The sequence below is a fragment of the Anatilimnocola aggregata genome (genome assembly GCF_007747655.1).
Lineage (GTDB): Bacteria > Planctomycetota > Planctomycetia > Pirellulales > Pirellulaceae > Anatilimnocola > Anatilimnocola aggregata.
This window is the reverse complement of the sequence record NZ_CP036274.1, coordinates 6,612,741-6,627,847: the sequence shown is the minus strand read 5'-3', so window position 1 is coordinate 6,627,847 and position 15,107 is coordinate 6,612,741. Positions and strand designations below refer to the sequence as shown.

At 58.1% G+C, this 15,107-nt stretch carries 11 protein-coding genes; 9 read left to right on the top strand and 2 right to left on the bottom strand.

Annotation, left to right across the window (positions count from 1 at the left end):
- Positions 1-14 precede the first annotated feature (14 nt).
- Positions 15-2,021 (bottom strand): NAD-dependent DNA ligase LigA, encoded by a 2,007-nt coding sequence (gene ligA, locus ETAA8_RS24885; RefSeq protein WP_145094946.1) that lies wholly within the window; start codon positions 2,019-2,021, stop codon positions 15-17.
- Positions 2,022-2,139: 118 nt separating this feature from the next.
- Positions 2,140-5,640 carry a PVC-type heme-binding CxxCH protein gene (locus tag ETAA8_RS24880; protein WP_145094943.1) on the bottom strand — a complete coding sequence of 1,167 codons (3,501 nt, stop codon included), beginning with the start codon at positions 5,638-5,640 and terminating at the stop codon, positions 2,140-2,142.
- A 198-nt stretch (positions 5,641-5,838) separates the two neighbouring features.
- On the opposite strand from ETAA8_RS24880, the gene ETAA8_RS24875 reads away from it, so the two are divergent.
- From ETAA8_RS24875 to ETAA8_RS24835, 9 genes are all read left to right on the top strand, one after another.
- On the top strand, positions 5,839-7,449 hold the full coding sequence (locus ETAA8_RS24875; RefSeq protein WP_202921254.1) for a trypsin-like peptidase domain-containing protein: 1,611 nt from the start codon (positions 5,839-5,841) through the stop codon (positions 7,447-7,449).
- A gap of 127 nt (positions 7,450-7,576) precedes the next feature.
- The gene (locus tag ETAA8_RS24870) at positions 7,577-7,987 is read left to right on the top strand and encodes a hypothetical protein (protein ID WP_145094937.1); all 411 of its coding nucleotides are present in this window, start codon (positions 7,577-7,579) and stop codon (positions 7,985-7,987) included.
- 178 nt (positions 7,988-8,165) lie between these two features.
- Positions 8,166-8,588, top strand: coding sequence for a hypothetical protein (locus ETAA8_RS24865; RefSeq protein WP_145094934.1), 423 nt, complete (start codon positions 8,166-8,168; stop codon positions 8,586-8,588).
- A gap of 451 nt (positions 8,589-9,039) precedes the next feature.
- On the top strand, positions 9,040-10,458 hold the full coding sequence (leuC, locus tag ETAA8_RS24860) for a 3-isopropylmalate dehydratase large subunit (RefSeq protein ID WP_145094931.1): 1,419 nt from the start codon (positions 9,040-9,042) through the stop codon (positions 10,456-10,458).
- Positions 10,459-10,588: 130 nt separating this feature from the next.
- Complete coding sequence (gene leuD, locus ETAA8_RS24855; RefSeq protein ID WP_145094928.1) at positions 10,589-11,182, top strand: 3-isopropylmalate dehydratase small subunit; 594 nt, start codon at positions 10,589-10,591, stop codon at positions 11,180-11,182.
- A gap of 337 nt (positions 11,183-11,519) precedes the next feature.
- Positions 11,520-12,116 (top strand): DUF6677 family protein, encoded by a 597-nt coding sequence (locus ETAA8_RS24850; RefSeq protein WP_145094925.1) that lies wholly within the window; start codon positions 11,520-11,522, stop codon positions 12,114-12,116.
- A gap of 13 nt (positions 12,117-12,129) precedes the next feature.
- Positions 12,130-12,342, top strand: a complete 213-nt coding sequence (locus tag ETAA8_RS24845) for a hypothetical protein (protein ID WP_238397560.1) — start codon at positions 12,130-12,132, stop codon at positions 12,340-12,342.
- Between the two features lie 7 nt (positions 12,343-12,349).
- On the top strand, positions 12,350-13,687 hold the full coding sequence (locus ETAA8_RS24840) for a BaiN/RdsA family NAD(P)/FAD-dependent oxidoreductase (protein WP_145094922.1): 1,338 nt from the start codon (positions 12,350-12,352) through the stop codon (positions 13,685-13,687).
- Positions 13,688-13,738: 51 nt separating this feature from the next.
- The gene (locus ETAA8_RS24835) at positions 13,739-15,094 is read left to right on the top strand and encodes a cytochrome P450 (protein WP_145094919.1); all 1,356 of its coding nucleotides are present in this window, start codon (positions 13,739-13,741) and stop codon (positions 15,092-15,094) included.
- Positions 15,095-15,107 lie beyond the last annotated feature (13 nt).

Here is a 15,107-nt window from a genome sequence, read left to right as displayed (position 1 = left end):
AAAATTCAATGAGCCTAAATGCCGGCCAGAAGTTGTTCGAAGTCGTCTTCACTGAGGACTTTCACGCCTAGCTTGGTTGCTTTATCGAGCTTACTGCCTGCTTCGGCACCGGCGACGATGAAGTCGGTTTTGCTCGACACGCTGGACGCTGCGCGGCCACCGTGTTTGGTGATCAATTCTTCGATCTCATTTCGCTTGTACTTCGTGAGTGTGCCAGTCACAACGATGCTTTTGCCGGCGAGCGGTCCCGTCGGTTTGGGAGCAACTGCCTTCTTGGTTTCTTCCAAACGCAGCCCAAGCGACTTAAGGTCTCGAAACAGTTCGATTCCATACTCGCTGCGAAAGAACTCATACACGCTGGCTGCGATGGCCGGCCCGATTTCGTTCACTTCCGCCAGCGATTCCTGCGACGCCTCTTGCAAGGCTTCGATCGTGCCATAGTGTTCGGCCAATAGCCGCCCACCGCGCTGACCGACGTGACGAATCGACAGCGAACTTAGCAGCCGCGAGAGCCCACGCGACTTACTGGCTGCGATGCCGGCCAGCAGTTTCTCGGCAGACTTTTGTCCCATCCGTTCGAGCTTCAGCAGCGGCTCGAGCGTTAGCCGATAAAGATCGCCGTAGGACTTCACGAGTCCACTATCGACCAACTGCTCGACGAGTTTATCGCCGAGGCCATCGATATCCATCGCATCGCGCGAGGCAAAAAAGCGGATTCGCTCTTGCACTTTCGCCGGGCAAACGGGACTCGGGCAGCGGATATAAACGCCCCCTTCATCCTTCACCAATTCGGTTTTGCATTCGGGACAATGCGTGGGAAAGGCAAACTCCGGCAGCTCGGTGGTTCGTTCGTGCTTTTCGACTCGCACGATGTGAGGAATGATCTTGCCGGCCTTCTCGACAATGACGATATCCCCTTCCCGGATATCCTTGCGACGGATCTCGTCCGCGTTATGCAGACTCGAACGGCTCACCACGGTGCCTGCAAGTTGCACGGGTTCGAGTTCCGCCACCGGAGTAATCGCGCCCGTCTTGCCAACTTGGACGGTGATTTTGTTGACGCGCGTTTTGGCTTCGTACTTCTCGAACTTGTAAGCAATGACCCAGCGCGGGCTTTTGCTGCGCATGCCGAGGCGTTCGCGCTGGTCGTAGCGATTCACTTTGAGCACGAGGCCGTCGATTTCGAAATCAAGCTCGTCGATCTTCTCGATCATCTGCTCGCAGTGGGCCAGAGCTTCGTCGACGTCCTTGCAGGAGCGCACGAGAGGCGTCGGTGTCAGGCCATAGGCGGCAAGATCCTTCAAGAACTCAATGTGATTGACGACTTGCAGCCCTTCGCAATAGCCCACGCCGTGCGCGAAGAAGCGCAACCGCCGCTCGGCGCACTCGCGGGGGTCGAGCAGCCGAATGCTACCGGCCGCGACATTGCGCGGATTGGCATAGGCGGCCTCCCCTTTGGCGGCCTGCCGTTCGTTCAGCTTCACCAGGTCGCTATTGGTCATGTAGACCTCGCCGCGAATCTCGAGAATTGGCGGCGGTGAACCTTTGAGTCGTCGGGGCACATCGAGAATGGTCACAGCATTGTGCGTAATGTCGTCACCCACTTGCCCGTTGCCCCGAGTAGACGCGCGAACGAGTTTACCCTGCTCATACGTGAGCGAAATGGCAGCGCCGTCGATCTTGTATTCCACGACCCATTCGACAGGTTCGCCTGCGAGCGCGTCGGCAGTGCTCTGAGCGAACTTGCGAACGGCGGGAATGTCATACGAGTTCTCGATCGAGAGCATCGGCACGCGATGTTCGACCTGATTCAGCCCTTCGACGGGCTTGTCGCCGAGTCGTTGCGTCGGGCTGTCTTCGGTAACAAGTTCCGGATGAGCGGCCTCCAGTTGCTGCAGTTCTTGCATCAGCTGGTCGTATTGCAGATCGGTAATCTCCGGCTGAGTTTTGGTGTAATACAGGTCATCGTGGCGGTGAATCTCCTGGCGAAGTTGAGCAATCCTGCTGGCAGGCGAAGACATGATCGGCTCGCGATAAGAGTAGAGAATCCAGAAAAGGTGTGTTCAAGAAGATATCGCGCCGCGCTCCCTTCTGGAAAGGAGCAGAGGGAAATCTGAGTCGTTGCGAACCTCGCAAACGTTACGGCAGCGGCTGCGTGCTGCGAATATAGGCCAGCAAATCGCGAATCTGCTGCTCGCTGAGCTTCTTCAGCAGCCCTTCGGGCATCAGCGAGATCGGCACGGCTCGCAGGTCTTCGATTTCATCGCGCGGCAGCGAGAGGCTTTGACCATCGACGCCGCGGAGGACGAGAACCTGGGCATCCTGTTCGGCAATAAACCCGCTGAGCGTGCGGCCATCGGCGGTTTGCACCAGGTAGTTTTCGAAACCCTCGCGAATTTCGGCGCTGGGGTTCACCACGTTCAGCAGAATGCCACGCAGATCGTCACGTTTGTAAGTCGTCAGGTCGGGGCCAATCTGGCCGCCGTCGGTGAACAACTTGTGACACTTGCCGCACGACTGCATGTAGATCTTCTTACCTTGATAGGGGTTGCCACTCCCGCCCGCAGCTACGCCCAGCAGTTGCTCTACCTGCGCGCGAAGTGCTTCGCTCGATGTGCCCGCCAGTTCCCCCCAGTGCTTTTTGCACGAAGCACGAATGGCCTGAGAGTCGCTTAGTAATAGCCGGCGCACGGTCGATTCGTGAATTGAGGCGGGTTCAATTTGGCCTGCGTCGATGGCGTCGATCAGTGACTTCGCCCAAGCACTACGACTAGCCAAGAGCGATTGGGCCACTGCGCGGACCTCTTCGGGCAGGTCTCGATAGGCGGCGACAACTTGCTCGCCGATGGTGGGGTCGGCATACGACTGCAGCGAGCCCAGTGCCACGCTGCGGAGGCCGTCGTTGCGCGAATCCTTCACCAGTTTGAGTAGCGCGGGCACGCATGATGGTTGATTGATCGTGCCGAAGATCGCCACCAACTGTTGCCGCTTGGAAGCGTCGACGGAGTCATCTCCAATCTCTTTGATCGCCGCTGCCACGGCCGCAGACTCCCCTTGCCGCAAACGCAGCGTCGGCGAGGCATTGCCGGCAGCAGCCATCGCAGTAACCAACTCGGCGGGGAGTTGATTCATCGCGCGGCCTTGAAAGGCCGCTTCGATTCCCACCATCATTTTGCCCGCATCTTCTTTGGAAGGTGCGGCCTTGAGCAACTGGGCCACGGTGAGCAAATCTTTGCGCTGGCCGGTGGCGGCATAGCGGCGAGCCACGCGCTCAAGCAGGTGCGACTTTGCCAAGGGAGTGGCGCAGAACTGCCGATCGGCAAACAGTTCGACGACGGCATCACGATCGGTCGCAGCCTTGGCTTCAATGGCCCACCACATCAGCAACGGCAGGTGAATATCGGCTGCGTCATCGTTTGTTGTCGCGAGCGCTTTCACAATCGCCAGCGCGGGTTCAGCGGGCAATCTGCGAGCCGACGAGGCGAGTTGACTGCGGACGCGGGCATCTGTTTCCTGGCTGGCCAAGGTGGCAAGGTCGCGTGCCAACGAGGACGAGACTTCATCATCGTCACAGGCTAACCGCACAGCCCACTCGCGCACGGCAGGAGTTGAGTGCTTAAGGCAATCGGCAGTCTGGCGATTATTGAATCCAGCAAGTGCATTGACCGCCCACAGCAGCTCCAGCGCCTGCTGGCCCTTGGCATCCGCCAGTTGCTGTTCAAGCTTCGTCACCAGCAGTTCGCGGTGCTTGGGCGGAATCGACACTTGGGCGAGCAGTTGCAGGGCCGTTTGACGCTGCCAACGGTCGTCCAGATTGCTGGAGATCGTGGCGATCAGATCATCGGCAGAATTCTGGCTCAGGTCGCTCAGTTTTGTAGCACCCGCTTCTTTATCTACGATGCGCCAAATGCGACCACTCTCTTTGTGTACTCGCCCCTGATAGTGGCTGGCGTGATCGATTCGCTGTTCGTACATATCGACCACATACACGGCTCCATCGGGACCGACCTGAATGTCGATGGGCCGCACCCACGGATCGCTACTGGTGAAGAGGTGGCCGACGTCTTCGGTCTTGAAGCTCGACTTGTCAGCCTTCAGGTCACTCAGCGTGACGTGACTCTGCAGCGGAGCAACGCCCATCAATTGGCCGCGATACTTCGCCGGCAAGGCGTGCGAGCCGTAAATCACAAACGCATGGGTGAATCGCGGTACTTTGGCGTGCGCCATCGCTTCGAAATAGCCGAACGTGAAGGGATTCGACAGTTCGCCGTGCTTGCCGAACCCTTTTTGAAAGTAACCACCTTGCACGTAATGAAAGCCGCGCGTGTTGCCGCCATTGTGCCCGGAGAAGACGCGGCCTTCGTCATCGAACTCGACACCGAACGCATTGCCGCCCCCTTCGGCGAAAATCTCATACTTCTTCGTCGGCGGATGATATCGCCAAATCAACTGACCCAGGGAATGAACCGCCTTCTTCTCGCCGGGGCGACGAATGTCGCCGGTCACGGTGCTCCCTTGGGCGCCATACAGCCAACCATCGGGGCCCCAGCGCAAGTTGTTGGCCACCGAGTGCGAGTCTTCGATGCCAAAACCTTCGAGGTGGACTTCCGGATCGCCGTCGGGAATATCGTCGCCGTTCTTGTCGGGATAGAAGAGGAGGTAAGGGGGATTCAGCACCCAAACCCCGCCGTTGCCGAAGGCGAACGACGAGCAGACGCTGAGGCCATCGACGAATGTCTTGTGCTGGTCGTATTTGCCATCGCCGTTGGTGTCTTCGTGAATCGTGATCTTGTCTTCGCCCAGAAAATGATGGGGTGGTGCTGGTGGAACTTTGTCGTAAACGGTGCGCAGGAACTTATCGCGACTGATGGCCGTCAGCCCAGCGGGATGGGGATACTGCAAGTACTGCACGCACCACAAGCGGCCGCGGGCATCCCATTTGATCGACAAGGGCTGACGAACCGCGGGCTCGCTAATGGCCAGTTCGATCTTCAAGTCGTCGGGGACTTTCAAGTGAGCCAAGGTTTGCTCGGGCGAAAGGGGACCGACTTCGTCCTGCAGTTTCTTCAGTTCCCGTTCGACGACGTCGGCTGGTTCGACTTTTTCAAAGGTGGGAATACTGGCGAGTTCGGCAGCAGTGGCGGAAGCCCAAGCCAGGTCATCGCCAGAGCGAGTTTGCCAGTTGCCGAGCATGCGCACCGCTTGATCGCCAGCGAACAGGACCGGGGCGGCCACGTTGAACCCCGAACGTCCGTCGACCACGCAAACGCGAATGGCCAATTGATGCACTTCGCCGGGACGGAGTTTCTCGGCGGGAATCTTCAGCCGCTTGGTTTCACCGATACCGCTGAGGAAGTTCGGCGGAAACTGACCCAAGGTGCCAATCTTTTGCCCGGCGAAATAGATCTCGCGAGCATCGTCGACCGATTCAATCGCCAGTGAAACCTCGCGTCCCTGCCAATCCTGGGGAATTCGCACCGCGGCCCGGTACCACAGTCGCGTATCGGTCCCGCCGGGCGAAGCCTTCCACGCCTGCGGCACTGCGACCGTTTTCCAGTCCACATCGGCGGCCATTGCCACAGCGGAGGAAACCATCGCCAACAGCCCGGTCAGGCAAACACGAATCGCGACGAACGGCATAAGGCGGGCTCCAGCAGTGAGGAAGGTGGGCTGAAGCCGATGATACCCGGCCCGCGCGGTCGGTTCCAGCAAAGGGGTGAGGACTCGATTGCTGAAAAATACTCGCAAAGCTCTCCGCACTTCGATATTTTGATTTCACCTCGTACTGTTGGTTTGATGTGGTTCTATTCGCAGTTGCCAACACAAGGGCTGGAGCCCATGCGTCGAATTTTTGGATTCTTGCTCGCGATTAGCGTCATCTCGGGATTGGTCCCGCAAGTTCTGTTAGCGCAGGATGTCGCCGCCAAAGCCGCGCCGTTATCGCTGGCCGATTTGATCGAAAAAGTCGAGCCTTCCTGTGTGCGCGTCGACGTGACGCAGCGCGATGGGCGAGCGATTGGCAGCGGTTTCGTGGTTCGACAAGGGGATTGGGTCGTCACGAACTACCACGTGGTTGCTGGCTCGACCAAAGGTGAAGTCAGCTTTGCCGATGGGACAAAGGGAGAAATCGAGGGCTATCTCGCCCTCGACAAACGTCGTGATGTCGCCGTACTCAAAGTGAAACTCGCCAAACTGCGCGAGCCCCTCAATCTTTCGGCCCTGCGACCGCGCAAAGGCGAATCGGCAGTCGCGATTGGCGCGCCGCGAGGTTTGTCGTTCACGGCTTCCGAAGGAATTATCGGCGCTGTTCGAACCGGTGCCGAGTTGCGGGAGTTTGGCAACGATGCCGACGGTACTTGGCTGCAGATTAGTGTGCCGATCTCTGCCGGCAGCAGCGGTGGTCCTTTGCTTAACTTGAGCGGCGAGGTCGTGGGCGCGAATACCGCCAGCCTGGCAACCGCTCAGAACGTGAACTTTGCCATCTCGGCCGCAGACATTGGCCTAGTCCTTGATCAGGCTGCCAAGAACAAGGTTGAATCGCTCACGAAGATTGAACCGCAGCCAAGTTCCAGGCCGACGCGCGGGCCGATGCCGGGAAGCCCGACCGAAACTCCCGCTGAAACGGTTGTCGTTAAGTTGCCTGCGGAGCGACGCTTTGGTCACAAGTACAAGATTGGTAAAGAAGTAGATGAATTTGACAAAATTACTTGGCTTCGAACCATGTGGATTCCTCTGCGACACAACGACGCACGGCTGAAAACCTGTGGCCTGCGGATTGGCGTTCCCTACGACGAAACCGGACCTGCGCCGGCCATTATTTGGGAACTCGGCGTCACCAGTTCATCGTTCGCGTTCTTGGGAGGCAATGCTCGGCGGTTTCAATTGCTCTTGGACGATAAGTCGGTCGAACTGAGCGAACCCAAGCACAAAGGAGACATTCTGCCGGGACTTGGCGCGGGTTGCTCAGAACGGATGACTTCGATAATCCGGCTTGACGCTTTCGCTGAACTGGTCAAAGCCAAGGTCGTTAAGGTTCGACTTGGTACCCTCGAATTCACTCTTGGCAATGAAGAGCTGGAGTGCTTTCGTGAACTGGCAGCGAACTTGCCTACCGGCTCGACCACAGCGGGGGACACTCAGTTTCACGTCGAGCGTTATCCGCTCGAAGACGATCCAACCGCTCCCACCGCGATTGTGAAAGTTGCCAAAGCCAAAGCAGCGAAGCAACGAGAATTGGAAGCCAAAGCGGCTGAGCGTTCGGCGGAATTCCGTCGCTGGAGTTCGGCGGATGGTAATTTCACCGTCGAAGCACAATTGATCAAAGTCGACGGTGCCAACGTGCAGCTCAAGCGGAAAGATAACGGCAAAGAGTTGACCGTCCCGAGCGCCGCGCTCGGCAAGGCAGACCAAGAGTTCCTCGCCAGTTTACGAGAAAAAGCTGAGCCATAACGGCCCGATCTCTAGGTCATATCTCACTGCGTGCGAACCTGCGGTAAGACGCACAAACGTTTGCAGAGCGTGACGTCCCAGCGCGTCGTCTAGTCTGGAACCTCATTTCGATTCTGGAGAGCTACCGATGAATCGATCCGCCTGTTTGCTCGCATTTGCCTTCTTGTTCGCTATCACTTTACGGGCGTGTGCTGTGGAACAGCCAATCAAACTCTTGGAAGGCGTGCAACCCAAGCCAGAGGTGTTTGCCGTCACACAGCGGGATAAGCCCCTCGTGCTCAAGGCAAAGGACGAGGCTGCCGGCCACTTTGCCGAGGATGCGTCGACTGCATTGAACAAGCAAGTTGATTTTGAAAAGGAGTTCGTGCTCGTTTTTGCCTGGAAGGGGTCTGGCCAAGACAAGCTGAGCTACGCCGTCGCCGAGTCGTTTCCCGAGCAGATTTTCTTTACGCTTACCCCAGGACGGACTCGCGACTTTCGTTCTCATACGCAGATTTATGTGTTGAGGAACGGCGTGAAGTGGAGTGTGAGGCCGTAGAAATACTGCGGACGCGCTCGCTTCGCTCTGGATGCGGGCGACGAAAATGACTTCTTCGCCAAGTTATTCGCGATTGGACTTTTGTCCGCAAATTGCCGTGGTATAAATCAGCCGCAATGTGATTGCTGTTCCATTGTCGGTCCGGCACCATGAGCAAGTTGAAAACAAGGAAACGTGTATGGCTAAGGCGAAACCTGCGAAACCTGTAGAAGCTTCTAGTTCTTCATCGACGCTCGGCATGGCTGGCGGCGCGGCCGCAGGTGCAGCAGCTGGCGCGCTGGTGGGACCAGTGGGAGCCGCGATCGGCGCGGTGGTTGGTGGCATTGCCGGTGCCAATGCCAAGGCAATTGCCGCGAATCCCCAAGTTCAGTCATTGGCGGCAGGTACGAAGAAAACCGCCGGCAAGCTCGTTGCCAGCACCAAAGCCATGACCAAAAAGACTGTGAAGAAGGTCACCAAGAAGGCAGCGCCGAAAAAGGCAGCACCGAAAACGGCTCCTCCCAAGAAGGCCGCACCGAAGGCGGCTGCCAAAGCAGCACCCAAGAAGGTCGTGAAGAAGGCAGCAGTGCCCACCAAGCAGACGGCCAAGAAAAAGAAGTAATCGACGTCCTGTTGGAGTTCCGGCTTTAGCCGGCTTGATGCTCAACAGGCAACCTCCGGCTGAAGCCGGTACTCCAAGAAGGGTGTTCAACAATCGGTGGCATTGTTGAACACGAACTAGCGCAACTCTCGGGTTTCCGCTGCAGGCGTGTTCAACAATTTGAACGATTGTTGAACGTTTAGGTTCGTTTCAGCAGCGGTTCTCTCCGCTGCACGAAAGACGTAAGTCTGCCCCCTCGCCATTCGTTGTTGACCACGGTCGAGCCGAGCCAATCCTCTCGTCAGCTCTTGCTGCGGTCCCAATTTCGCCCACAACCGCGACGGATGAAGTCTCGCCGTGGGGCAGCCGTTTTGGTACACTTAGAGATTCGGCGGAAGCCATGTGGGCCGCTGAATAAAGGTCCGTTCTCCACGCACCAGAGAGGGCGAGCGTTCGGCTCGCCGCCAATGCCATGACTGCCGCGAAGAAGCCTCGCACCATGTTCCAGAAAATCTGGGACAACCACGTCGTCCATGCCGAAGCGGGCAAGCAAACTATTCTCTATATCGACCTGCAACTGGTCCACGAAGTGACCAGTGCCCAAGCCTTCGAAGGGCTGCGGCTTTCGGGGCGCAAGGTTCGTCGCCCGGAACGAACCGTCGCCACCCCCGACCATAACGTGCCGACCACCGACCGCAGCTTGCCGTTTACCGATCCTATTGCCAAGCAACAGGTCGAGACGCTGCGAAACAACTGCAAAGAGTTCGGCATTCGACTGTACGACATTCACGACAAGAATCAGGGCATTGTTCACGTCATTGGACCAGAGCTAGGTCTGACACAGCCCGGCATGACAATCGTCTGCGGCGATAGTCACACGGCCACGCACGGCGCGTTCGGGGCGCTCGCCTTCGGCATCGGCACCAGCGAAGTCGAACACGTGCTGGCTACTCAAACGCTGCTGCAATCGCTGCCGAAGACGCTGGAACTGCGGGTCGACGGCTCACTGGCTCGCGGGGTCACGGCCAAGGATCTCATTTTGTATCTCATCGGCCAGATCACGACCGATGGTGGTACGGGCTCGGTGATTGAATACACGGGGCAGGCCATTCGCGATCTGAACATGGAAGAGCGGATGACCGTCTGCAACATGTCGATCGAAGCTGGCGCCCGAGCCGGCATGATCGCTCCCGACGAGAAGACTTACGAATACCTCAAGGGCCGCGACTTCGCACCGAAGAATTACGAAGCGGCAGTCGCTCGCTGGAAGGAACTGCCGACCGATGCCGGGGCTACTTACGATAAGTCGCTCGTCTTCAAGGCAGCCGATATTTCGCCGCAAGTCACTTGGGGGACCAACCCCGGGCAAGTGGCACCAGTCGTCGCCAAGGTCCCCAGCCCGACCGACTATTCGGACGCCACCGATCAGCGAGCCTGCGATCAAGCCTTGAAGTACATGGGCCTGTCGGCAGGAACTCCGCTGACGGAAGTCAAAATCGATCGCGTCTTCATCGGTTCGTGCACCAACGGCCGCATTGGGGACCTGCGCGAAGCGGCCGCCGCCGTGAAAGGGCACCATGTCTCCGGCCACGTTCACGCGATGGTTGTGCCGGGGAGCGGGCTGGTCAAAGAACAGGCCGAAAAAGAAGGGCTCGATCGCATCTTCCGCGAAGCGGGCTTCGAATGGCGCGAGGCTGGTTGCAGCATGTGCCTGGCGATGAATCCCGATAAGCTCGAACCGGGCGAGCGCTGTGCTTCGACCAGTAATCGCAACTTCGAAGGTCGACAAGGGAAGGGTGGGCGGACGCACCTCGTCAGCCCCGCGATGGCTGCTGCCGCTGCGGTTGCTGGCCACTTTGTCGATATTCGCGAATGGAAGTATCAGGCGTAATAAGTCAAGTAGCCCGACGCGACAGCGAGGGAATTGGCGAATCGGGGTGTTCCCCCCTCAATCCAAAGTGAACATCAACTAAGACCTCCCCTCGCTTACGCGTCGGGCTAAGTAATACAGAGAACTCACCATGCAAGCTTTCACTACTCATACCGGTCTGGTTGTCGCCATGGACCGGGCGAATGTCGATACCGACCAAATCATTCCGAAGCAGTTCCTGAAGCGGATCGAACGCTCGGGCTATGGTCCGATGTTGTTCTTCGATTGGCGTTACCTGAACGACGGCAAGACCGACGACCCGGCTTTTGAACTGAACAAGCCAGAGGCGCAAGGTGCGACGGTGCTCCTTGCCCGCCGCAACTTTGGCTGCGGTTCGAGCCGCGAGCATGCCGTGTGGGCGATTGAAAATTACGGTTTTCGCGTCGTCATAGCTCCGTCGTTCGCCGACATCTTCTACAACAACTGCTCGAAGAATGGGGTGCTGCCAATTCGTCTGAGCGAGGAGCAAGTGGAAGACTTGTTTCTGCGGGCAGCGAAGCACCCGGGATATCGGTTGAACGTCGATCTGCAGAACTGCACGGTGCAGGACGATTTCGGGCTGAACCTAAAGTTCGAAATCGATCCGTCGCGGCAGTTCAATATGATCCACGGGCTCGACGACATCGCGCTCACCCTCAAGCATGCCGACAAGATTTCGGCCTTCGAAGCCCAGATGGTTTCGTAGCTGTTTTGCGTCACAGCAATCGACGTAAGTTGTGTTGCACTGAGAAGTGAGGGTGTTCAATTATGATCGCCATAATTGAACAGTGGATCGCGTTTCTCTCGGGAACGGCGCGATTTGGTGTTCAACAATCGGGGTCCTTGTTGCACAAGTTGGTTGAAATTCGGCGCGCATCTTTTTTGAGTTACGTCGTCGTGACTGGCCTTTTGGTTGCCAAACTGCCCTGGTTGCCGGGGCGAGCTTCGGTCACAATATCCGCAACTTGGAAACGAATTCTCCCTCGGGAAACCTCTCCACTCGCCTGCATGCCCGTTCGTCAGACGGCCGGTAATAAAGATTCATGAGCGACAGCACTAAAAGCGTCACGCAGGCCGATTCAATTTTGATCGACCTGCGCAATCCGTGGGTTGCCGGTCTGCTCGCCTGGCTGTGGCCCGGCGCAGGACACTTGTATCAACGGCGCTACGGCAAGGGGTTGCTCTTCATGGGCTGCATCCTGTCGTTGTTTGTCTTTGGCCTGATCCTGGGGCAAGGACGCGTAGTGTATGCCATGCATCCTGGCGGCCGAGGCCAGCAAGAGGCTCGCGGCACGTTGGCCCGATTGGCGGCGATTGCTCCCCTGCCGTTTTGGTTGCAGGCAGGAACCGGCTTGCCCGCGATGCCCGCCGTCATTCAGCGATTCCGTGCTCAGAACAATCAACCTCCGCTGTTTGGCGGACTGATGGCTCCGCCCCGCTCGACCGACGAACTGGCCATTTGGCAACGAGAATTGAATCAGCGGTTCGATATGGGCGTCTTGTACACCATGATCGCGGGCATTCTCAATTTCTTCGTGATTTGGGATGCGGCCGCGGGACCAGCGCCGAGCGAACCTGTCGAACCGAAGAAGAAGGATGACAAGAAGCCTGTCGACGATAAGACACCTGTCACCGTATAACGGCGAACTCACGATGATTGCAGACTCGATGTTGCTCGCCTCGTTGCCCTTCGGCCAATTGTGGTATTACCTGCCGCTACTGGTCGCGATCAGCCTGGTGTACGGCGCGACACGGCACGAATTGCCCGGCCCGATCATGCGTCAGGCGTGGAACACAGCGGTGTGGATGACCACGTTCATCGGCGCTATTTTTTTGATCATCCTCGTACTGACGTGGCTGGTTTAGTTCTGCAATGGCGGAAGATCTTTCAGCCGTCGAACTGCCCCGCGTAACACTCGATGAAACGCAGCCCTGGGATGTGATTGTGATCGGTGCGGGTGCAGCAGGCTTGATGGCCGCTGCGGAAGCTGCCCAGCGCGGTCGGCGGACGCTGCTCCTGGAAAAGAATCGCCGGCCGGGTGTCAAGATTCTTATTTCCGGCGGCACCCGCTGCAATCTGACGCAAGCGACCGACAAGCGGGGCATCGTGCAGGCCTATCGCGAACAAGGCTCGTTTCTCCACTCGGCCCTCGCGTTGCTCGGCCCAGCTGACCTGGTGAAGATTGTCGAAGATGAAGGGGTGCCCACCAAGCGCGAAGAGACCGGTAAGATTTTTCCCGTCAGCGATCGAGCCGTTGATGTGCTCGCGGCGTTCGTGAATCGCTTTCGCCGCAGTGGCGCTACCATGAGTACCGAACAGACGGTGGAAAGAGTTGATTGCGATGGCGAGCAGTTTGTGGTGGTGACCAATGGCAAGTCGCTGCGAACGACGAGCGTGCTGATCACTTCCGGCGGTAAGTCCTATCCGGGCTGCGGGACAACCGGTGATGGCTATGCCTGGGCTGAAGGCTTGGGGCATCGGATTATTCCCACTCGTCCGGCGCTCGTTCCGATCACCACCAATGAGCCTTGGGTACTGAAGCTCTCAGGGCTCACGCTGCCAGATATCGTGCTGCGAATTGCGGGAGAGCCGGACCGGGTGCGAGAGGCGGGAGGCGAGGCAAATTTAGGGAAGAAGATGAAGAAGAAGTCGCCCTGGTTAGACGAACGAAGAGGGTCGTTGCTGTTCACACACTTTGGTTTGTCGGGGCCGGTGGTGCTGGATATTAGCCGCACGGTGACAGGGCACTCGCAGCCGACGAGTCTCGACGTGGTGTGCGATTTTGTGCCGGACATTCGCGCTGAGGATCTCGATGCTGGCATTCGCGAACAATGCTTGGCAGCTGGAAAGAAACAGGTCGGTGGTGTGCTCCAGAAGTGGATCCCTCATCGCCTGGCGGAAGAACTTTTTCAACGCGCCGGCGTCTCGACCGAACAGCGGGCCGCGGAACTTTCGAAAGCATCGCGCGCTCAACTGGTGCGGTGGATCAAGGAAGCCCGCATTCGCGTTACTGGCACCCGTGGCTTTGCCAAAGCCGAAGTCACGGCTGGTGGCGTTGATCTGGCGGAAGTCGATTCGCGGACGATGCAGAGCAAGTTGGTTCCGGGACTGTTCTTTGCCGGCGAAGTGCTCGATCTGGATGGCCCGATCGGCGGCTACAACTTTCAAGCCGCCTTCAGCACGGGCATGCTCGCCGGCCAGCATGTGTAGTAGACTGGGAACTTTTGTTCACGCCTGCCGCTGGCAAATCGAGCGACGATTATGGCGACTGTAGAGCGCTTACCGGGACCGCGTGGCAATTGGCTGCTCGGCAGTTTGCCGGCCATTCGGCAGGACATGCTCGGCTTTTTTGAAACGTGCCAGCGAGAATATGGCGACGCGGCCTATTTTCGCGTCGGTCAACGGCGCAGCATGCTGCTGAGCCATCCCGACGATATCGAGCAAGTGCTGGTCACCGACAACAAGAAGTTCATCAAGAACTTTGCTCTCAGCTTCTTTCTCCGTCCGCTGCTCGGCAATGGCTTACTGATCAACGAAGGGCAGGATTGGCTGCGCCAGCGCCGCTTGATTCAGCCCACCTTCGCCCGCCCACGGCTCGAGCACTATTCGCAGGCGATGGTCGATCTCACGCAGCGAATGCTCTCGACCTGGCAGAACGGCGACGAGCGCGACCTGGCCCGCGAGATGATGCAACTGACGATGGCCATCGCCGGCAAAACGCTGCTCGGCGTTGATGTCGGCGGTCGCTATCAGCAGGTTGTCGAATGTCTTGAAAGCGTGATGCGAGATTTTCTCGCCCGCTTTCGCAGTCCACTGCCGATCCCCTATTGGTTCCCGACTTTCGGCAACTGGCGATTGAAGCGAACGATTCGCCGCTTGGATGCAGTGCTGCAGCAGATGATCGACGAACGCCGCACTGCCATTGAAGGGCAGGGAGAGATTCCCGGGGATTTTCTCTCGCTGCTCATCACCGCTCGTGATGAAACAGACGGAAAGCCTCTTTCGAATCAGCAACTGCGGGACGAGGTGATGACCATGTTCCTTGCCGGGCACGAGACAACTGCCAACGCGCTCAGCTGGACATGGTACTTGCTGGGGCAACATCCCGAGGAACAGCAGCGGGTTCGGCAGGAGGTGGACAATGTGCTTGCAGGTCGCGTGCCGACGCCCGCCGATGTGCCGCGGCTTATGCACTGCGAACGTGTGATCAAAGAAGCCATGCGACTTTATCCACCAGCGTATGTCGTTGGTCGTCGCTGCGAAGAAGATTGCACGATTGGGGAACACTTCATCCCCGCGATGACCAACGTACTGATGTGCCAGTGGCTGGTGCATCGCGATGAACGCTGGTTCGATGAGCCGGCGGAATTCATACCGAATCGCTGGACGAGTGAGTTCAGCCATTCACTACCCAAGTACGCATACTTTCCCTTTGGTGGCGGCCCGCGGGCCTGCATTGGCAATCACTTCGCCATGCTCGAAGGGGTCCTGGTTCTCGCGCTCATGGCGCAGCGCGTTGAGTTGGAGTTGATTGATCGCGAACCGCTGCCGATCATGCCAGCCATTACGCTGCGTCCCGGCAAGCCAGTCGATATGCGCGTGCAATTGCGGGCATAGAAATTAGCTTGTG